Origin of the sequence: Niastella koreensis GR20-10, assembly GCF_000246855.1 — a bacterium.
GTDB lineage: Bacteria > Bacteroidota > Bacteroidia > Chitinophagales > Chitinophagaceae > Niastella > Niastella koreensis.
This window is the reverse complement of record NC_016609.1, coordinates 4,443,052-4,464,552: the sequence shown is the minus strand read 5'-3', so window position 1 is coordinate 4,464,552 and position 21,501 is coordinate 4,443,052. Positions and strand designations below refer to the sequence as shown.

The window sequence follows — 21,501 nt, the reverse complement described above, 5'->3', positions numbered from 1 at the left end:
GCTATTGCTTACTACTCCGGTACTGGTTTGGCGACATGCCCATCAATTTCGTAAACAACCGGGAGAAATAATAGGGATCTTCAATGCCCAGCTTATCGGCAATTTCTTTTACCCGTAATTCGGTAAAATGCAAATACTGACAGGCCAGCTGGATCTTTAAATGATTGAAGTACTCTATAGGTGCAAAGCCCGTCTTTTTGCGAAACAGCGCGGAGTAATGCGAGGCCGAGAAATTAACCGATTTGGCAATGGCTTCCAGTGACAATGATTTGGCAATATGCTGCTGCATATAACTAATGGACAATTCTACGGGATCATCGGCATGAACTTTCTCCGCCAGGTTAAACTGGTCGTCATACAAAAAGGTGGAAATATAATGATGCAAACACATATTGGCATAACTCAGGTTGTCGTTCCCATAACCACGTTCCAGGCAGGCATACATATCATCAAACAGATCGAGCCGCTTTTGTTTGAACGCCACGCGACTGCTATAGCCATTGAACTTTTGCCTAACGGTTTCCACCATTTTTTTCGATAACGAACCGGTGAAATGGATCCAGTAAATTGTCCAGCTGTCATCTTCGGCAGATGCATAGCTATGAGCGGCGCCTGCCGGGATAACGATGAATGAACCTGGCTGCAGGTCATAACTGTTTTTCTGTACCTGTACTTTGCCTTTCCCTTCCAGGCAATAGATAAGAATATGCTGATCGCTGCCATGCGTGCGTTGCCGGTAGTGATATTTTGCTTTGGGGTAATAGCCGATATCAGTTATGTATAAGCCTGATGCAACGGTGTGGCTGTTGTTGAATTCTGTTACGATCTTTCTGGGAAGCACAATGGACCGTTGGCCCTGAAAACCTTCGCTTTTTTTAGGTACAGGCATGGCAGGCAGTTCTTAATTTGTCTATAAATATAATAGATAAATAGTACCCCCGGAAAATAATATTGTCCATCAAATAAATAATAATCTCTATTTTCCTGCTTCGGGCTATCCGGCATATTTGTATAATAATTTTCATACGATCAAAACGATGCTGCCACATATGAAAAACAGGTTTTGCTGCTCTCTGTTATTGCTTTTTTGTCTCTATTCAACTTATGCTCAACAGGGAAGGAACACCATTTCTTTAAACGGGAGCTGGCGGTTCATTTCCGATTCAACCCATACCGGTCAATCGGCCAACTGGGCCGCTGGTTTGCCGGCTAAGGCTGTCACTGTTCAGGTACCGCATACCTGGAATGTAATGAAGGGACTGGAAAATTACAGCGGGTTGGCCTGGTACGAAAAAACATTCATGGTTCCGGCACAAAACCGCAATCAACAATTGCGATTAAAATTCGATGCGGTCTATCACGATGCGGTGATCTACCTCAATGGCGTTCAACTGGCCACACATACCAATTCCGGCTATACGACATTTTATGTGGATGTTACCAAACAGGTGAAACCCGGCTCACCCAATAAACTGGTGGTTTCGGTAAGCAATGCATTTTCTGAAACCAACCTGCCTTATAAGAAAAAGTTCGACTGGTGTAATGATGGCGGCATCATCCGGGATGTAAGCTTACAGGTTACTGGTAAACCTTCTATCCGCTATGTGCATCTTACGCCTGTGATCAATTGTGCCGATTCAACCGCCAAGGCGCACGTGCAACTGAAATTATGGGAAGATGATATAAGTACTGTGAAGGCGGTGGTTCGCATTAATGAAAAACGGTCGAACAAGACAGTGCTCACCCAAACCCTGTCGTTGACAAAATCAGGTGATGACTTTAATACCACATTGGATCTGGGCAAAGTGCATCTCTGGCATTTTAATGATCCCTTTCTCTACACCATACAGGTAACGTTGCAACAAAACAATCAGCCTGCCGACCAGGTAACCCACAACTTTGGCTGCCGCAGCATTGAGTTGCGTGGTTCGCAGCTTTTCCTGAACAACGAAGCGGTACGCTTACCGGGGTTGGAGTACATGCCCTCGAGCCACCCGGCTTATGGCAGTGCCGAACCTCGTTGGGTGATGGATTCCGTAGCCAGGATGTTTAAAGATCTTAACGTGACCATCAGCCGTTTTCACTGGCAGGTGGATGAATATATGCTTGACCAGCTGGATGAAAAGGGCGTGCTGTTACAGGCAGAAATTCCCTGGTGGCAGCAACCGGAGCATTTAACACCGCAGCTGGAAGCAGTGGCGCGTCAGCAGTTTACAGAAATGATAGAACGGGATTATAACCATCCCTGCATTTTTGCCTGGGGTATCAGCAATGAAGTGCATGGCGATAGTTTGGCTACTGAACAATACAAAAGATTGAAAGGGTTTGTAAAATCCCTGGATACTACCCGGTTGGCGAATGTGGTTTCGAACATCACCTTCCGCCTTAAACAATATGACGCTTCGTTTATCGGCGATCTGCCAACATGGAATGAATACATCGGAACCTGGTTTGGGAAAAGCACCCAGGAAACGCCTGCTTATTTTGCCGATGTGGAAAGCGGCATTGGCGACCGCGCTTTGCTGATCACCGAGAACGGGTTGTGTGAGCCGCGTTTTGCCGGTGGTGACCTGCGAAGAATTGAAGACATGACCTATCATTACCACGAGTGGGCCAAACGGAAATACATAGTGGGCTGTATTTATTTTTGTTTGAACGATTACCGTACGCAAATGGGGGAGGATGGGGCTGATAATTATAAGGCCCGCATCCATGGTATTACCGATATGTATTTTAAAAAGAAATCGTCTTACTATGTGTTCAAGCAACTGGCCTCGCCCATTCTTATTACCAATGTGAAAAAGCTGAACGATACAACGGTACAGGTAATGCTGCAGAATAAAAATGATTTGCCATCCTATACGGTAACTGATTTTATAATTACCTGGCCGGATGCGCAGAATAAAATAGTACAACAAAAACTGCCAACGCTAAAACCGGGCGAAACCGCCACTGTTACATTAGCAGGCATGAACGCCCGCGCTGGTTTTGATATTTGTACGCCGGCTGGTTACCGGGTAATCAGTTACCCATTTGTTTATTAAAAGAATTATCACAACAATTGTTTGCCATGACCCAACATCGTTTTAATTCAGGCTATATTATAGCGATCTCATTTATCTCCGCGCTGGGTGGTTACTTGTTTGGATTTGATTTTGCCGTGATCTCCGGTGCGCTGCCTTTTCTGAAAAAGACTTTTGATCTGGCGGAACCCTGGAAAGAAGGCTTACTCACCGGCTCCCTGGCCGTAGGTTGTATGGTGGGCTGTGTGATTGCCGGTGCGCTGGCCGACAGATATGGCCGCCGGCCCGGTTTAATGACAGCGGCTATCATCTTTGCTTTGTCATCGGTGGGAATGGCAATGTCTGGCTCGCTCAATATTTTTATTGGTATGCGCCTGGCTGCAGGTATAGGGGTGGGTATGGCTTCCATGTTAAGTCCCATGTATATAGCAGAGATCTCGCCTGCAGCCGTGCGTGGCCGTAATGTGGCTATCAACCAGCTTACCATTGTAATTGGTATTTTGATAACCAACCTCGTGAATTATTTCCTGGCCGATACCGGCGCCAAGGCCTGGCGATGGATGTTTGGCCTGGGCGCTGTGCCTTCGTTGCTGTTCCTGTTAGGCGTAATATGGCTGCCTGAAAGTCCGCGTTGGCTCATGAAGGCCAATCAGCAGGAAAGGGCCAGGCGGATCCTGGGGAGGATCGGCAATCCCGATTATGCAGAACATACGGTGACCGATATTAAAAAATCTTTACAGGGCCCGCAAACTGTTTCCGGGGCCGGACTCTGGTCGCCTTCGGTGCGCCGGTTTGTTATTGCAGGTATAACCCTCGCCGTGTTTCAGCAGTTCTGTGGTATTAATGTGGTGTTCAATTATACCTCCACCATTTTTGAATCGGTAGGCGCCAATCTCAACCAGCAGTTGTTTGAAACAGTTTCCATTGGCGCGGTGAATTTATTGTTTACCATTCTGGCTATGTGGCAGGTTGATAAACTGGGCCGCAAACCATTGATGTTAGCCGGTGCAGCGGGACTATCTGTAATTTATGTGGTGCTGGCGTTGTTGTTACAAAACCAGGCCGCGGCAGGCATGGTATCGGTGTTTGTGTTGTTGGGCATTGCCCTGTATGCTACTTCACTGGCGCCCGTAACCTGGGTGCTTATTGCCGAGATCTTTCCCAATCACCTGCGGGCGCGTGCCACCACTGTTGCGGTACTGGCATTATGGGCCGCGTACTTTTTATTGGTGTTCACTTATCCCATTCTCGCAAAAAAACTGGGCGCCTATGTTCCGTTTTATATCTACGCCGGTATTTGTGTATTGGGATTCTTGTTTGTACGAACCCGAATAACCGAAACGAAAGGAAAGACGTTGGAAGAGATAAGTGGCTATCATTAGAGTTGACAAGTTAACACGTTAACCCGTCAATCTTCAACCTATTAAACGAATAATTCAATCAAATACAATGTCTACTTCTAGCGTAAAAGTGTGGCAGGAAAACGTAACCATCCCTACCTATGGAATAGGAGCGCCCGATAAGAACCCGATGTTCTTTGAAAAAAGAGTATACCAGGGAAGCAGCGGCGTGGTGTACCCACATCCTGTTATTGAAAAGATCTATGATGAAAAACAGGATAAAACCTACAATGGGTTGTTCCTGGAAAATGAATACCTGAAAATTATGATCCTGCCCGAGCTGGGTGGACGGGTGCAGATGGCGTATGATAAAATAAAACAACGGCATTTTATTTATTACAACCAGGTAATAAAACCGGCGCTGGTGGGTTTGTGTGGTCCCTGGATCTCGGGTGGCATTGAATTCAACTGGCCGCAGCACCACCGGCCCAGTACTTTTGAAGCGGTTGACTGGTCAATTGAAGAGCATGAAGACGGCAGCAAAACCATTTGGGTGAACGAAGTGGAGCGCATGTTCCGCACAAAAGGGATGGCTGGTTTTACTTTGCATCCCGGCAAAGCCTACCTGGAAATAAAAGCGCAATTGTACAACCGCACGCCCTTGCCACAAACCTTTTTATGGTGGGCCAACCCGGCGGTAAAAGTAAATGATGACTACCAAAGCGTGTTTCCGCCCGATGTAAATGCGGTGTTCGATCACGGTAAACGCGATGTGTCTACCTTTCCCATTGCTACGGGCACTTATTATAAAGTAGATTACTCGCCCGGTACCGATATCTCGCGGTATAAAAATATCCCGGTGCCTACTTCGTACATGGCCATCAACTCCGATTATGATTTTGTGGGCGGGTACGAACACGATACCCGGGCAGGTGTATTGCACGTGGCCAATCACCATGTGTCGCCGGGTAAAAAACAATGGACCTGGGGTCATAGTGATTTTGGGGTTGCCTGGGACCGTAATCTCACCGATGAAGATGGTCCGTATATTGAACTGATGACCGGGGTATTCACCGACAACCAGCCCGACTTCAGTTGGTTGATGCCTTATGAAGAAAAGACTTTCACCCAGTATTTTATGCCTTACCGCGAACTGGGACTGGTAAAGAATGCATCAAAAGACCTGCTGGTGAATCTTGAAAAAGACAGTGATAACCTGGTGATAAAACTGTTTGCCACCTCAAAACAGGATGGATTGAAATTGAAGCTGTTTGATAACGGGGGCAAAACGTTGCTCGAAGAAGTGATCGATGTATCGCCGGAAGAATTGTATACTAAATCTATTAAGGCAGATAAAGAAACAACGCCGGAGAATATCCTGTTTATTCTTACCAATGCTGCCGGTCATGAGGTATTGCGATATGAACCGGTGAAGAATAAAAAGAACGAAATTCCACAACCGGCTAAAGCCGCGTTGCCCCCGGCTGAAGTAAGTAACAATGAACAATTGTTCCTCACTGGTCAGCACCTGGAACAATACCGGCATGCAACGTATAGCCCGGTGCCGTATTATGAAGAGGCGCTGCGCCGCGATGCAGGCGATTTTCGCAACAACAACGCATTAGGCGCCTGGTACCTGCGGCGCGGACAGTTTGCCAAAAGCGAACCATATTTTAGAAAGGCCATTGCTACCGGCACCCAACGCAATCCCAATCCATATGACAGCGAACCGTATTATAACCTCGGGCTTTCACTGAAATACCAGGGAAAATATAAAGAAGCCTATGAAGCTTTTTACAAGGCAACCTGGAGCAGCGCCTGGCAAAGCAGCGCCTTTTTTTCACTGGCGCAGCTCGATCTGTTACAGGGAGAACCTGCCACTGCATTAACGCATGCACAACAATCGCTCGACCGGAATATGGGCAGCAGCAAAGCCTGGGCCTTGAAAGCGGCGGCTTATAATGAACTGCAACAGCATGAACGTGCCTTGCAGGTATGTGCCGAAGGGCTGCAGCGGGATGCATTCAATTTGTCCCTGTATCTGGAAAAGTATAAAGCTTACCGGTCATTGAATGATGAGGCTGCCTCAAAACAGGCGTATGAACAAATGAAACAATATGGCCGGGATAATGTACATAATTACATTGAATATGCGCTGGATTATGCAGCGGCTGGTTTGTACCAGGATGCCACTGAAATGCTGAGTGGAGGTTTTAACAAAATTCATGGGTCTGTATACCCGATGTTGTGGTATTACCAGGGGTATTTTTTTACCTTAATGAACCACCACCTGAAAGCGGCAGGTTGTTTTGAACAGGGGGCTAAAGCCCTCCCGGTTGGTTGTTTCCCCAACCGGCTGGAAGATATTGCCGTGCTGCAATCAGCGTTGAAGCACAATCCCAATGATGCCCGTGCGTCCTATTACCTTGGCAATTTATGGTACGATAAAAGACAATATGAGGAGGCTATTGCGCAATGGGAATGGTCGTCACGGCGTGATCCTTCCTTCCCAACTGTATGGCGTAACCTGGGTATTGCTTATTTCAACAAACAGCAGGATGCGGCAAAAGCGTTAACGTGTTATGAAAAGGCCTTTGCCCTCGACACCACCGACGCCCGCATTTTAATGGAGCTGGATCAATTGTATAAGCGATTAAATAAAGACGTAACAGAACGCCTGCAGTTCCTGGAAAAACATCCCGCAGTAGTTGAACAACGCGATGACCTGTACCTGGAACGTGCATCCCTGTACAATTTCAGTGGTCAGTATGAAAAGGCCCTGAAACAGATCATGGACCGAAAATTTCATCCATGGGAGGGGGGCGAAGGAAAAGTATCTGCTCAATACCTGTTGAGTTTAACAGAGCTGGCCAAACAATGTATCCATGTAAAGGATTATACTAAAGCCATCAGTTTGTTGCAACAGGCGCAGGAATATCCCCATAACCTGGGTGAAGGCAAATTGTTTGGCGCCCAGGAGAACGATATCTTCTATTGGTTGGGAATGGCGTTTTTGGGTTTGGGCGATACAATAAATGCAAAGGCGTATTTTACCAAAGCAACCAATGGATTATCGGAACCTGCTGCGGCTATGTTCTACAACGATCAGCAACCCGACAAGATCTTTTACCAGGGAATGGCCTGGCTGCAGCTGGGTGATAAGGAAAAAGCATCCGCCATTTTTAATAACCTGATCGGATATGGAAAGGCGCACCGGGAAGATGACATTAAGATCGACTACTTTGCCGTGTCGTTGCCTAACCTGCTGATTTTTGATGACGACTTTACACTTCGTAACCAGGTGCATTGCGATTACCTGTGCGGGTTGGGGTCATTGGGAATAGGAAATGAAAAGGGCGCGAAGGCGTGTTTTGAAAGCGTGCTGGCAAATGATAATATGCATTTTGGGGCTAAGATACATTGGGCGATGTAGAGCTGTAAGCTATAAGCCATAAGCTGTAAGCAAAAACGCGAACTGTATTTGCTTACAGCTTAAAGCTTGCGGCTTATAGCTGTTAACTAAAGAGATACTTAATATCATCCTCTGTAAGTGACTTAACAAATCCCTCATCTTCAGAGATCAACTCTTCCGCCAACTGCTTCTTATGCTGCTGCAATGAAATGATCTTTTCCTCGATAGTGTCTTTACAGATCATCTTATACGCAAACACATTTTTGGTTTGACCAATGCGATGGGTACGGTCAATGGCCTGTTGTTGCACGGCGGTATTCCACCAGGGATCGAACAGGATTACGTAGCTGGCCGCAGTGAGGTTCAAACCGGCGTTACCAGCCTTCAGGCTTATTAAAAATACATTGGTGGTATTGTTCGGGGCCTGGAACTGATTGACGAGCTCCTGGCGTTTTTCAGGTGGCGTTGAACCGTCGAGGTGATAATAGGCAATGCCCTGCTCGCGGCAGTTTTCGGCCAACAGGTTCAGCATGCTGGTGAATTGCGAAAACACCAGTACCTTATGATCTTTCAGGTTGTTTTGCAGTTCGTTCATCAACAGATCGGTCTTTACCGAATCGTTGCAGGTTTGTTCTTCACTGGGCAATAACAAGGGGGAGTTACAGATCTGGCGCAGCTTTAGCATGCCCTTTAATACCGCCAGCTTACTTTTATTAAGCCCTTCCTGTTCTATATTCAGGAATACACTCTGGCGAATGCTGTCCTTTATTTCGTCGTATAAACGTTTTTGGGCCATACTCATCTCGCACCACATGACCATTTCGGTTTTGGCCGGCAGATCGCTGGCCACCTGCTCCTTGGTGCGTCGCAACACGAATGGCGCCGTGATCCGTTGCAGGGTTTTGATCTTGTCGCTCTCGCGGCGTTGATCGATGGCATCGGCATACTCACGCCGGAAAAATTCCCTGCTCCCAAAGATGCCGGGCAGCAGGAAGTTCAATTGTGCATACAGATCAAACGTATTGTTCATAACCGGCGTACCACTCAGCGCCACGCGGAAACCGGATTGCAATCTTTCCACCGCCTTTGTTATCTGTGCAGCCGGGTTCTTGATATTATGGCTTTCATCCAGCACCACCGTGCCGAAGTTGATAGCGCACATTTCTTCAATATCCTGCCGCACGGTGCCATAGCTGGTGATAATTACCTGGTAGTCGCCGGTGGCCGCATCCTGTATGGCGCGGTTGCCGCCATGATAGATCAACACCTTTACATGCGGCGAAAACTTTTGCAACTCCTGCGACCAGTTGTAGATAAGCGATGACGGACATACGATCAAATGCCGCTGATTAGCTTTTTCATGCAACTGATGGGTGAGTACACTGATCGTTTGCAATGTTTTACCCAAACCCATGTCATCTGCCAAACAGGCGCCTGCGCCTGCTTCGGCGAGTAACAACATCCATTCAAATCCTTTCTGCTGATAGGGGCGCAGTTTGGCATTGATCACTGCGGGCACTTCATACACCGTTTCTCCTTCCTTTTGCCACAGTTGCCATTTTTCCAACCAGCTATTGTGTAACGTGGGTTTCAATACCGAAGCGCCATCGGCTGTTTCTTCTTCGCTGAATGCCAGCCAGCGCGGTACCTGTATTTCCTGACCCGAGATTTTTCCGTGGCGGATGATGGTGCCATAGGTTTGCAACCATTCATCGTTCAGGATTCCCAATGAACCATCCTGTAGAAGAATGGCGCGTTGCCCGGCCTGTACGATCTTTTGAACTTCTGTCAGCGATACTTCCTCTTCGCCAAAAGAAATGATCATCTGCAGCACCAGCGCATCGGTCACTTCTTTTTTGATGGTAACAGCTGCTTTTACCTTATGCTGCGAATAGCGGAAGTGTTGCAGCATATCCATCCCAATCACCTGGATGTTCAGTTCAAGCAGCTTGTGGTATACTTTCAGGAACCATTGTTTTTTCTGCGCTTCCTCAAAAGAAAGATAATAATAGCCGTTCAGTTGTTTTTGAAAATTGGGATGCAAACCTTCCAGCAATGACCACAGGTCTTTTTCATCCTGCTGGTTGCGATAAATGGCGTATGACTGGCCATTGCGGGTAATATCGTAGGTTTCCTTCCAGGGGCCTTCAATGATAAACCCATCGTATTCCCATTGCGGCGTCAACACCAGGAACGACTGACTGATCTCGCTCAGCATGACCCGGTTCACCGGGGTAATACGCAATTCATTTTTCCGGAACAGGTTATTGCGGTTAACCGGATAATCTGCTTCCAGTTTGGCCAGAATGTTTTCACCCAGCTCATTGGGCTGGTGGCTGTATTGTTGCGGATCGTTTTCCTTCAGCCATTCCAGCGTTTGATAATCTTTATAAGAAAGAATAAAATATTCATTACCGCTCAAAAGCAGGAACTGCCAGCGGTTGAATTCTCCGAGAGCATAAGGCGTTCCGTTTATGGAGATGATGGTGTTTACTTGAAGCGCCGTTCCATTTTTCACCACCTCAAATTCCAGCTTGGGTTTAAAGGTGCTGAAGCTGCCCGGCGCAGTTTTAAAGCTGCCTTTCTCGCCAGGTATTTTATGATACCATTTTACCAGTGCGGCAAATGGTTTCATTCTTTCCATATGTTCATGTAACCGGCGTGAAATGGCAGACCTGGAATACACTTCATAGGAAACACCCGCGCGTTGCAGCGTAAATTTCTTCTGAACATCCTCCTTCATCAGTACGATCTTCTCTTTACTGAAACCCAGCAGCACTTCCTTCACTTCTTTGGGAAGCTTGGGGAAATTCTTGTTTAGCTCGGAACTGTTCAATTCACTGTTTACATATTTGGGAACACCTTTTTCTTTGGTGATCTGTAAACATTCCATCAGGTTATGATCCGACAATAAACGATGAGGCTGAAACAATAACACATTTTTCTGATCGCTCTTTGTTGATATCATTTGCGCTTGATTACATTATAGAGTAATTGGCAAAAATAGTGGCGCATGGGCTAATTTGCTATAGTAGTTTTTGCACATCTGTGGATAGAAATGCTTCATGCTCCAAGCGAAATACAGCAAAAAGCCTAAAGTCTAAAGCTGAAAGCAATACACTCATGCCTGACAGCCAGCGGCCAATAGTCGCGAGGCTAATACTCCCCCTCCACCGGAGGGGGCCGGGGGGAGGCTAGTAACTGGAAAAGTACTATCTTTTAACCCAAAACGACTGCTATGCAAGTTTCTTTCGATACCGAGGCTACTGCCCAATCTGGCAGTACCTCATCCTCAGCCAATTTATTCGGTATTTCATTGATTGCGGCCCTTGCCGGTTTTATTTTCGGATTTGATACGGTGGTGATCTCGGGCGCCAATTTGCCTATAAAAGAATTATGGCATACATCCCCCTGGTTTCATGGTTTTTTTATTATGTCAATGGCCTTATGGGGCACTGTAGTGGGAGCGGTCTTCGGTGGATTCCCCACCCAGAAATACGGACGCAAAAATGTATTGTTATGGGTAGGTATTTTGTTCAGTGTTTCCGCCCTGGGCTCGGCATTGGCAAATGGACCTTATTTGTTCTCTTTTTTCCGTTTTATCGGCGGCATTGGTATCGGCGTTTCTTCAGTAGCAGCACCTACGTATGTATCAGAAATTTCCACCCCCTCAACAAGGGGGCGGCTGGTGGCTATGTACCAGTTCAATATTGTGTTCGGAATACTGATAGCCTTTCTCTCCAACTATTTTTTACAGGGTGTGGGCGGCAATAACGACTGGCGTTGGATGTTGGGCGTTATGGCGATCCCTTCATTGATTTATACATTCATGGTGTTTAGTATTCCTGAAAGCCCGCGCTGGCTGGTAGCGGTGAAGCGCGATAACGCCACTGCAAGAAAGGTAATGGAACGGCTGGGGATGAACAACATCGATGCCGAAATTCAGGTAATCACTGCGAGTGCTACCCATGAAACACAAGCCGGTCATGCCAACAATCATTTTTTCAGTAAAAAATACAGTTCAATTCTTTGGCTGGCATTTTTAGTGGCTTTCTTTAACCAGTGGTCGGGGATCAATTTTATTTTATACTATGCGCCTGAGATCTTAAGCAGGGCAGGTTTGGCAGCGAAGGAATCTTTATTCAATTCCATAGCTATTGGCGGCACCAATCTCATCTTTACTTTTCTGGGTTTGTATCTCATTGACAGGTTGGGAAGAAAGACCTTGCTGGTCATTGGTTCACTCGGCTATATAGTCAGTTTGGCCATGGTAGCCTGGTGTTTCAAGACCCATGCCAGCGCGGGGGTAATGATGGTGTTTCTATTAATGTTTATAGCGGCGCATGCGATAGGACAGGGCGCCGTGATCTGGGTTTTTATTTCGGAAATATTCCCGAATAAAGTCCGCGCCATGGGACAATCGTTTGGCGCCAGTGTGCACTGGGTATTTGCGGCATTGATTACGTTGATAACGCCGGTTTTCTTAGATAAGGATAATGGCATCTTCAAAGATAATCCCTGGCCCATCTTTGGCTTTTTTGCATTTATGATGTTGATGCAATTGATTTGGGTGCTTAGTAAAGTTCCGGAGACGAAGGGAGTGTCTTTGGAGGAACTAGAGAGGAAGTTGGTTAAGGAAGGGCAGTAGGAATATTGAATATTGAATGTCCAATGTTGAATGTTGAAGTGAAAGACAGTAAAATGAAGAATGAAAAATTAATAATGAGAAAGGAGTGCCGCGTCATGGCCGTTCCAACTAACTAACTCAATAACTTAATCTAAGAACTTAATAACTTAAACATAGAACAGCGAAAGCGACACGTAAAACAAAAAACTTTGAACTTTAAACTTTGAACTGAAATCACGCAAACGTTTGCATGTTGATTTTCAAATGAGAATTGATAGCTTTAAGCTACCAAACTGTAGCTAACTGCTTTGATACTATACACCGACACCCAATTGCTTGATTTGCTGGCGCAACATAACAGGGATGCGTTCGATGCCCTGTATGATCGCTATTGGGAACTGTTATATAATGCTGCGTATAAGCGATTAAAAGATAAAGAACAATGTAAAGATATTATCCAGGATGTGTTTGTTGATCTGTGGTGCAGAAGAGGACAGGTAACTATCAGTAATGTGAAGGCCTACCTGTTGACGGCTGTCCGGTTTCAGATCTATAAACTGGTTGCCAGGGAAAAAGCAGGTCCCGCTTTTTTTGAATTGTATGAAACCATTGACGCTTCTACTTCCGGTGCAGAAGGAAAATTGATAGAAAAGGAACTCATGGACCATGTAAAAGCATGGATCGATGAACTGCCTGAAAAGAAACGGCAAATATTTTTATTACATACCCAACACGATAAGTCTACTAAAGAGATCGCCAACGAATTAAGTATTTCCCAAAAAACAGTACAGAACCAATTGGGCGCCACCATCTACCGTTTACGGCTTCACATTGCCCATTTTTTTATGATGTTCTAACCTCGAAAAATTTCTTTAAAAATTTCTTCATCCGCAAGGGAGTTTTTGCCATTTCCGGTACTTAATATAAAAGCACCGCATAATGGCCCAACCAAAAGCCAGGAAAAAACTTATCAGGCTGATACAAAAATACCTTGCAGGCAAGGCTTCGCCGGAAGAAGAACAATTCATCAAAGCTTATTATGAAAGTTTTGATGCAACTGCCGGGGAACCGTCCTTGCAGGAAGGACAGGAAAAAGAATTGTTAGGCCAGGAGATGAAAGCCGCCATCTGGGAGCAAATAGATCAGACAACACAACATCAAAATGTAATTCCACTTTATAAACGGAGCTGGTTCCGGGTTTCCGTTGCTGCTGCAATAGTGGTGGTGGCCTTTATACCCGTATATTATTATATCGTTCAAACACCCGCCCCCAAAATTATTGTACAGGCGAAGCAACAGAAAGCGCCCGTGCATGATGCATTGCCCGGTGGCAACAAAGCTACCCTGACTTTAGCCGATGGAACATTGATAGATCTGGGCAAAGCAGCCAATGGAGTTGTAGCAACAGATGGCGGAGCTACGGTAAGTAAAAAAGAGGACGGCCGGCTGGAGTATAACGGAACCCTGAGCGAAGTCGAAGGGTCGGGCCAGGGCACTGAGCGCAGTCGAAGTGCCGCCTACAACACCCTCACCACGCCCACCGGCGGTCAGTATTATGTAATGTTACCCGATGGCAGCAGGGTATGGTTAAACGCTGCCTCTTCTCTTAAGTATCCCACCGCATTCAATAGTAACGAGCGTTTGGTTTACTTAACGGGTGAAGCCTATTTTGAAATAACGAAAAACCATAATAAACCTTTCCGGGTACATTTCATTGCTCCGGCATCAGGCAATGAAGGCCGGGAAGGAGTAATCGAAGTGCTGGGAACACATTTCAATGTGAATGCCTATGCCGATGAAGCCATGATCAAAACAACACTGCTCGAAGGTGGCATCCGGGAATGGGCAAGCACTGCGGATATACAACAGCCGGAGCGGTCAGTAATACTCAATCCTGGTCAGCAGGCGCAATTGAAGAATGCACCCATTGGTAATAACCGCATCCGGGTTATTAACGATGCGGATACAGAAGAGGCGATAGCCTGGAAAAACGGATTATTTTATTTTGATAACGTAGACATACAGGCGATCATGCGGCAACTGGAACGATGGTATAAGGTGCAGGTGGTCTTCAAGGGAAGGATCCCTGCACGCCGCTTCGCCGGACAGGTTTCCCGCAGTTCAAATTTATCGCAGGTGCTTAAGATACTTGAATTAAGTAAGGTGCATTTTACAATTGAGGGCAATCTGGTTATTGTGTTGCCTTAACGGCAAACGGCAGAAATGAAAGGCAGTAGGCAGTAGTGGAAAGGCAAAGGGCAAAGGGCGCGTCGCGGCAGCCGCGAACTCTGAACTGTGAACTCTGAACTCTGAACTCTGAACTGCCCAATGGAAAACTGAAAATTCACTTAAAACGAATTTATCATAAAAGTAAAACTGTATGGATCCTTGAAAAACCCTTGCTGTGCACCCAATAAAAAACCGGAAACATTGGCGTGTTTCCGGCGAAGATTGGGTTAACAGGTAACAATTGTTCGTAACTGCTAAACATTAACCAAAGGGAAGAGCTTCTATTTTGAGAGCAGGAGCTCTGTCCCGCAATCAACGCAAAACTATGTCTTTGAAGGTTCACTGCCAAGCGCCTTCGCCCCAACGGGAGCGGAAGGTGAAACGATTACTGTTTAAAACCGCGTGCTGTATGAAATTTAGCACTGTGTTTTTACTGGCTGCCTGCCTGCAGGTGCATGCCATTGGTTTCTCGCAGAAACTAAGTTTAACCCGTCGTGACGCACCCCTGGAACAGGTGTTTAAAGAGATCAGGAAACAAACAGGTTACCTGTTCTTCTACGACCTGGAATGGCTGCAAAAAGCAAAACCCGTAAACATCGATGTAAAGAATGTGCCGTTGAAGGTGGTACTTGACCAGTGCCTCGCCGGTCAGCCTTTAACCTACAACATAGTTGATAAAACTATTGTGCTGAGTTTAAAGGAAGAACCTAAGCGCCCCATTGTGCAGGCGGCTGTGATGGATGAACTGCATGGCCATGTATATGGCCAGAACAGAGAGCCAATAGAAGGCGTTACGATAACCGTTCGCGGCCAAAGCCGTGGCGGCCGCACCAATGCCAAAGGAGAATTTACACTCAGGAATATTGAAGCCGGCATGGTGCTGGAATTTTCCTATGTAGGGTATGTAACCTACGAAGTGAAAGTAGTGGATGCCGGTAAGGAACTGAATGTAACCCTGCAAATAGATTCAAAAGGGTTGGAGAACGTGGTAGTGATAGGCTATGGTACGGTAAAAAAGAAAGACCTTACCGGTTCCGTTTCCCAGGTTAGTATGGAAGATATCAACAAAGCGCCCGTGGGTTCATTTGACCAGGCGCTGGCCGGAAGGGTAGCAGGCGTAATGGTGTCTTCTACCGAAGGACAACCAGGCGCCGGCATCAACATTGTGATTCGTGGCAACAACTCTATTACGCAAAGTAATTCTCCCTTGTATGTGATCGACGGATTTCCCATTGAGAACCCCGACAACAATATGCTGAACCCGAACGATATTGAATCGATGGATGTGCTGAAAGATGCATCGGCTACAGCGATCTATGGCGCCAGAGGCGCAAATGGCGTAATTATCATCACCACCAAAAAAGGGAAGGATGGTCCGCCGGTAGTGCGTTACAGCGGGTATTATGGCCTGCAGAATAATTTAAAGACCATTCCCGTGATGAACCCCTATGAGTTTGTGAAGCTGCAACAGGATATCGGCACTTCCGACCTCAAGGATACGTACCTGGCCAATGGCGTTACCCTGGATGATTATAAAAATGTACAGGCGGTTGACTGGCAAAATAAATTGTACCGCCAGGCGAGCATGATGGACCACAGCTTGTCGGTTACCGGCGGTTCAGCCAGAACAAGGTACAGTGCATCCGGCGATCTGTTTAACCAGGACGGGATCATCGTCAACTCCAATTTCAAACGCTACCAGGGCAAAATAAGCATCGACCAAACATTTGACAAAGCCAAAGTGGGCGGGTATATTATGTATACCAATACCAAACGCCTGGGTACCATTCCTTCATCACTGTCGGGTTCTTCCATGAACAACCTGTTGTATGGCACCTGGGGCTACCGGCCAGCATCGCCGATAAATCCAACGAAGGCTATCAGCACCGATTTTCAGGATGAATTATTGGATGATATGGTGAACCCTACCACCGATTATCGAATGAACCCGGTGATCATTGCACAGAACGAATACCGGTTAAAGAATAATAATAACCTTATTGCCAATGCGTATGTAGAATATTCGATCCTGAAAAACCTGAAGCTGCGGGTAACCGGCGGCATCAACAAAAATTCGCAACGCTATGATGTCTTCAATAATTCAAAAACCCGCTCGGGTAATCCAAGTTCGGTATATGGTGTAAACGGTTCAATCACTTACACGGATAATACCTCGTGGTTGAATGAGAACACGCTCACCTTTGATAAACGCATCAATAACGATCATAAAATAAATGTGGTAGCAGGCGTTACCGCGCAGGCCACCCGGTATGAGTATAATGGTACTTCTGCCAACCTGTTGCCATATGAATCTTTGGGATTAAGCGGGCTGGGCTATGGCGCCCTTCAGCCGGTTTATCCTGACTTAAAGGAATCTTCGCTGTTGTCGGGTTTGTCGCGGGTAAACTATACGTTTAAAGACCGTTACCTGTTCACTGCATCTTTCCGTGCTGATGGCAGTTCAAAATTCAGACCGGGCCGTCAGTGGGGGTATTTCCCTTCCGGCGCTTTCGCCTGGCGGTTAAGCAGTGAACCCTTTATGAAAGAGGTAAGTTTCCTTTCTGATGCTAAAATAAGGGCCAGCTGGGGTAAAACCGGTAATAACCGCGTAGATGAATATGCCACCTATTCGGAAGTTGATTTCCCTATTTCCGCTTACTATTCTTATAACAATGCCCTGCAACAAGGGGCCATACTGGCAAGCATGGCCAATGAAGACCTGAAATGGGAAACAACCGGGCAAACCGATGTAGGTTTTGATGTGAGCTTCTTACACCAGCGGTTGTCGCTTACTGTTGACTACTATAAAAAAGTTACCAGCGACCTGTTGTTGTTGGCGGCGCTGCCCCCAACCAGCGGCTACGGTTCTGCCTATAAGAATATCGGTAAAACCAGTAACGAAGGCCTGGAAATTGCCTTGTCATCGAACAACATCACCAATAAAAATTTCTCCTGGACCACCAGCTTCAATATCGCTTTCAATAAAAGCAAGGTAATGCAGCTCACCCAGAACCAGGAGAGTATGACTTCCGTTATCAGTTGGGACTCCTGGTATGCCAGCGTGCCTTTGTACCTGGCAAAGCTGGGTCAACCGCTTGGACAGATCTATGGATACATCAGCGACGGGGTATACCAGTATGATGACTTTGACAAACTGGCCAATGGTAATTATATTTTGAAAGACAACATTGCTACGAATGGCAATACCCGCAGCGCCATACAACCGGGCGATGCCAAATACCGCGACCTGAATAACGATAAAGTGATAAACGATTATGATCGTACAGTGATCGGCCGTGGCTTGCCCCGCCATATTGGTGGTATCAGCAATAATTTCCATTATCGCGGTTTCGATCTGAATATATTTTTCCAGTGGTCGTATGGCAATGATATCGTAAATGCCAACCGCCTGAATTTTGAGAACGGCAATAAAACTTACTTAAACCAGTTCCAAAGCTTCCAGGCCCGCTGGACACCAGATCATACCAATACCACCATGCCGCGTGCCGGCGGTCAGTATGGGTATGTATATTCAACCCGCATCATCGAAGATGGGTCTTACCTGCGATTCAAAACCGCAGCCCTGGGTTATACATTGTCATCAAAATTACTGGGCAGGGCAAAGATCAAAAGCTGCCGTATATACGTAGCAGCACAAAACCTGTTAACCTGGACGAAGTACACCGGTTCCGATCCGGAAGTATCCATCGGTTATTCAGCGCTTACCCCCGGGTTTGACTACTCCTCATACCCAAGGGCAAGAACAGTAACACTGGGGTTGAACCTGTCACTGTAAATAACTTGTCATTTGAAATTATTTAATTGAACAGCTCATTAACAAGAATCATATGAAACGAAGAATTTTTTTACTGGGTCTGCTGGCGACGATGATCGCCGTGGCAGGCAGTTGCAAAAAATTTCTTGAAAAGAAACCGCATTTCCTGGAACCGGATAACTATTATTCAAACGCTCAGGAGGTAAATTCAGCCCTGGCGGGTGTATACGATATCATATCGCAGGAAACCATGTGGGGCGGACAGATCCCCATCCGGCACAACGCCACTACGGATGAGTCGTTTTTTTCATATACCAGTTTTACTACCGGTCCCTTCCGCTATAACTATGATGCATCAGATACCTATGTGGCGTCTTTATGGAAGAACCTGTATACAGGTATAGAAAGGGCGAATTCATTACTGGCTAATATGGATAAAGCCGATATGGACGCCAATGCCAAAAGCGTGGTAGGAGGGGAGGCCCTGTTCCTCCGGGCTTTCTATTATTTTACCCTGGTTCAATACTATGGCGATGTGCCGTTGAAGTTGACACCTTCTGTTTCTGTAGATAATGTAGATCTTGCCCGCACGCCAACCAAAGAGGTGTATGCACAAATAGTTGCCGATATGAAGGAAGCGGAAACGCTGGTGAAAACAGCCACGCAGACCGGTTCTTCCGGACATGTATCGAAGTCAACGGTGCGGGGCATCCTGGCCCGCGTATACCTTACCATGGCCGGTGCGCCATTACATGATACCGAAAAGTTCAAGGATGCGCGCGACTGGGCGTTGAAAGTAAAGGAATCCGGTGAGCATGATCTTAATCCAGATTACAAACAGATCTTCATCAATGAAGTGCAGGATATTGAAGATTATAAAGAATGTATCTGGGAAGCGGAATGTTATGGCGCCAATAATGATGCATATAAAGAGGGTGGCCGTATTGGTAATGAGAACGGGGTATTGTGCCGGTCCACTGTTACCGATTCAATAGGATATGCTTATGGGTTTAACAGCACCACCCAGAAGCTGTATTATTTATATGCACCTACTGATGTTCGCCGCGACTGGTCCATTTCTACCTACAGTATGTCTGCCACCGGGGTAAAAACAACATTACCCGCTACTAATATTTATGGCCGCAATACGGCTAAATGGCGCCGGGAGTATGAAAAAATATTTCCCAAGAACAAAAACTATACAGCTACCAATTTTCCCATTCTGCGTTATGCCGATGTATTGCTGATGCTGGCAGAAGCAGAGAACGAGGCCACCGGGGCCACTGCGCTGGCAAATGAATCGCTGAACCTGGTACGCCGTAGGGCCGGGTTAACAGATACCGCCATCGCCTCACAGGATGGGTTCCGCGATGAAGTGCGCAATGAACGGGCCCGTGAATTGTGTTTTGAAGGGCTGCGCAAACCCGACCTCATTCGCTGGGGCATCTTTGTACAAACCATGCACGATATCTCCGACGAGTTTAAAGCAAAGGGAGGTACTACGTATGCCTATGCCGCAGTAAATGCAGCGAATGTGAATGACAAGCATTTGTTGTATCCCATTCCCTTAAGCGAAATGACGTTGAATAAAAAAATGGTGCAGAATCCTTATTGGTAATTAGTCAGTAGTGAGTAGTCTGTAGTGAGTGAACTCGCTATTGTTCAGACTTCCGAATAATCAGAAGCCCACTCACTACTGACTACTCACTACTCACTTAACATCTTATTATGCAAAAATTCCTCTTTATAACAGTGCTAATTATAACCTGTGCGGCCTGCAATAAAAAAACAGTTGAATCAACGGGCTTTTCGGTAACCACCGATAAAGATGCCTATGCCCTTGCCGATACGATCCGGTTTTCGTTTACCGGCAATCCTTACTACCTGACGTTTTATTCGGGCGAGCCCTATCATAAGTATGAATACAATGACCGGGTAACGGCAGATGGCGTTCCGCAATTGCAATTCAATACGGCCATGACAACGGGTTCACAAACAAATACGCTGAAGTTACTGGTGTCTACCGATTTTTCAGGCGTATACGATTCAACCAATATTTACCAGGCTACCTGGACGGATGTTACCAGCAAAGCAAAGCTGGCGACAAATAGTACCGCCACAGATGCAGGCGTTATAGATCTGTCACAATTTATTACCGGTGACCATCCTGTTTATGTGGCGTTTAAATTTACCGGAACGGCCGGCAGCGCCCAGCGCACCTGGACCATCAAATCGGTTGCGTTGTCCAATGTGCTGGCAGATAGTACTACGTATTCCCTGCTGGGGATAGGGGAGTCTACCGCCGGGTTTAAATCGGTAGCTATGAAGGCGCCGGGTGTAGCCTGGACCATCTCTACTTCGCAGTTACAAATAAAGGGCGGCACCACTACCAGCAGTCCGGAAGCTGAAGGCTGGGTAATTTCAAAACCATTGAATCTGAAGAAGGTGTTGCCCGATACCGGCACGCCATTAAAGAATATGACCACCACATTAGCATCGTTTACCTATATATATGGGGCGCCAGGCGCTTACAAAGCAACTTTTGTTGCTGCCAATATAAACAGGTACGATGCAAAGAGCGAAGTGAAAGATGTTGATATAACCGTTCAGTAATGTAGTGCGATTCCTGCACTTTTTCCGTACTTTCTATCCGTTTACCAGGAGCTTTTCCGGGGCAGTTGGCCTGGGAAAAGCTCTTGTTTTTTTGCGGAAGGGGCATTAAGGGGAAATTAAGTCACATATTCCCAACATTTAGGCATTTTGATCAAACAATTAGGCATTTTGATCAAACTTTGTGGCAAATCTCATTAAAGATGCCGCATTTAGGACTAACTACGTGGCATTTCGAACCAACATTGGAGTAACCTGACATAACATTGGAGCAACCTGGATAAACATTGGTGCAACCTGTATAAACATTGGAGCAACCCGGTATAACTTTTGGACAACCCTACATAACATTGGCACATAAGTGCATAACATTGGAGCATACGTTGCTTATTTATAGTGAAAACTACTAAAGATATATGCATAAGTTAAGCAGATATGCACTAAACTTACGAACTGATGGTCCAAAGTTGGTCCTGGATGATCTA

11 protein-coding genes are annotated in these 21,501 nt (G+C 46.2%); 9 read left to right on the top strand and 2 right to left on the bottom strand.

From position 1 onward, the window contains the following. Position 1 precedes the first annotated feature (1 nt). Positions 2-889 (bottom strand): AraC family transcriptional regulator, encoded by an 888-nt coding sequence (locus NIAKO_RS17495; protein WP_014219770.1) that lies wholly within the window; start codon positions 887-889, stop codon positions 2-4. A gap of 160 nt (positions 890-1,049) precedes the next feature. Between NIAKO_RS17495 and NIAKO_RS17490 the strand changes: the two genes are divergently transcribed. From NIAKO_RS17490 to NIAKO_RS17480, 3 genes are all read left to right on the top strand, one after another. Further along, positions 1,050-3,044 (top strand): glycoside hydrolase family 2 protein, encoded by a 1,995-nt coding sequence (locus tag NIAKO_RS17490; protein WP_014219769.1) that lies wholly within the window; start codon positions 1,050-1,052, stop codon positions 3,042-3,044. Further along, complete coding sequence (locus NIAKO_RS17485; protein ID WP_262493723.1) at positions 2,996-4,405, top strand: sugar porter family MFS transporter; 1,410 nt, start codon at positions 2,996-2,998, stop codon at positions 4,403-4,405. The genes NIAKO_RS17490 and NIAKO_RS17485 overlap by 49 nt, the downstream gene beginning before the upstream one ends. 67 nt (positions 4,406-4,472) lie before the next feature. Then, positions 4,473-7,796, top strand: coding sequence for a DUF5107 domain-containing protein (locus NIAKO_RS17480; RefSeq protein WP_014219767.1), 3,324 nt, complete (start codon positions 4,473-4,475; stop codon positions 7,794-7,796). 82 nt (positions 7,797-7,878) lie between these two features. On the opposite strand, the gene NIAKO_RS17475 is transcribed toward NIAKO_RS17480, so the two are convergent. Continuing rightward, a complete protein-coding gene (locus NIAKO_RS17475) occupies positions 7,879-10,743 on the bottom strand; it encodes a DEAD/DEAH box helicase (protein WP_014219766.1) in 2,865 nt (954 codons plus the stop codon). Between the two features lie 270 nt (positions 10,744-11,013). Between NIAKO_RS17475 and NIAKO_RS17470 the strand changes: the two genes are divergently transcribed. The 6 genes from NIAKO_RS17470 to NIAKO_RS17445 all read left to right on the top strand — a co-directional run bounded on the left by NIAKO_RS17470 (position 11,014) and on the right by NIAKO_RS17445 (position 21,019). Beyond that, positions 11,014-12,423, top strand: a complete 1,410-nt coding sequence (locus NIAKO_RS17470; RefSeq protein ID WP_014219765.1) for a sugar porter family MFS transporter — start codon at positions 11,014-11,016, stop codon at positions 12,421-12,423. 287 nt (positions 12,424-12,710) lie between these two features. Beyond that, positions 12,711-13,259, top strand: coding sequence for an RNA polymerase sigma factor (locus NIAKO_RS17465; protein ID WP_014219764.1), 549 nt, complete (start codon positions 12,711-12,713; stop codon positions 13,257-13,259). Between the two features lie 82 nt (positions 13,260-13,341). After that, positions 13,342-14,610, top strand: coding sequence for a FecR family protein (locus NIAKO_RS17460; protein WP_014219763.1), 1,269 nt, complete (start codon positions 13,342-13,344; stop codon positions 14,608-14,610). Positions 14,611-15,040: 430 nt separating this feature from the next. Further along, on the top strand, positions 15,041-18,427 hold the full coding sequence (locus tag NIAKO_RS17455) for a TonB-dependent receptor (RefSeq protein WP_014219762.1): 3,387 nt from the start codon (positions 15,041-15,043) through the stop codon (positions 18,425-18,427). 52 nt (positions 18,428-18,479) lie between these two features. Next, entirely contained in the window at positions 18,480-20,024 is a 1,545-nt protein-coding gene (locus tag NIAKO_RS17450; RefSeq protein WP_014219761.1) for a RagB/SusD family nutrient uptake outer membrane protein, read from the top strand. Positions 20,025-20,134: 110 nt separating this feature from the next. Beyond that, positions 20,135-21,019, top strand: a complete 885-nt coding sequence (locus NIAKO_RS17445; protein ID WP_014219760.1) for a DUF5017 domain-containing protein — start codon at positions 20,135-20,137, stop codon at positions 21,017-21,019. Positions 21,020-21,501 lie beyond the last annotated feature (482 nt).

What these genes read in the sequence shown, in the direction of transcription:
- NIAKO_RS17455 (WP_014219762.1), top strand. Translation starts at nt 15,041, where the DNA reads ATGAAATTTAGCACTGTGTTTTTACTGGCTGCCTGCCTGCAGGTGCAT.
- NIAKO_RS17490 (WP_014219769.1), top strand. Translation starts at nt 1,050, where the DNA reads ATGAAAAACAGGTTTTGCTGCTCTCTGTTATTGCTTTTTTGTCTCTAT.
- NIAKO_RS17445 (WP_014219760.1), top strand. Translation starts at nt 20,135, where the DNA reads ATGCAAAAATTCCTCTTTATAACAGTGCTAATTATAACCTGTGCGGCC.
- NIAKO_RS17495 (WP_014219770.1), bottom strand. Translation starts at nt 889, where the DNA reads ATGCCTGTACCTAAAAAAAGCGAAGGTTTTCAGGGCCAACGGTCCATT.
- NIAKO_RS17480 (WP_014219767.1), top strand. Translation starts at nt 4,473, where the DNA reads ATGTCTACTTCTAGCGTAAAAGTGTGGCAGGAAAACGTAACCATCCCT.
- NIAKO_RS17450 (WP_014219761.1), top strand. Translation starts at nt 18,480, where the DNA reads ATGAAACGAAGAATTTTTTTACTGGGTCTGCTGGCGACGATGATCGCC.
- NIAKO_RS17460 (WP_014219763.1), top strand. Translation starts at nt 13,342, where the DNA reads ATGGCCCAACCAAAAGCCAGGAAAAAACTTATCAGGCTGATACAAAAA.
- NIAKO_RS17470 (WP_014219765.1), top strand. Translation starts at nt 11,014, where the DNA reads ATGCAAGTTTCTTTCGATACCGAGGCTACTGCCCAATCTGGCAGTACC.
- NIAKO_RS17475 (WP_014219766.1), bottom strand. Translation starts at nt 10,743, where the DNA reads ATGATATCAACAAAGAGCGATCAGAAAAATGTGTTATTGTTTCAGCCT.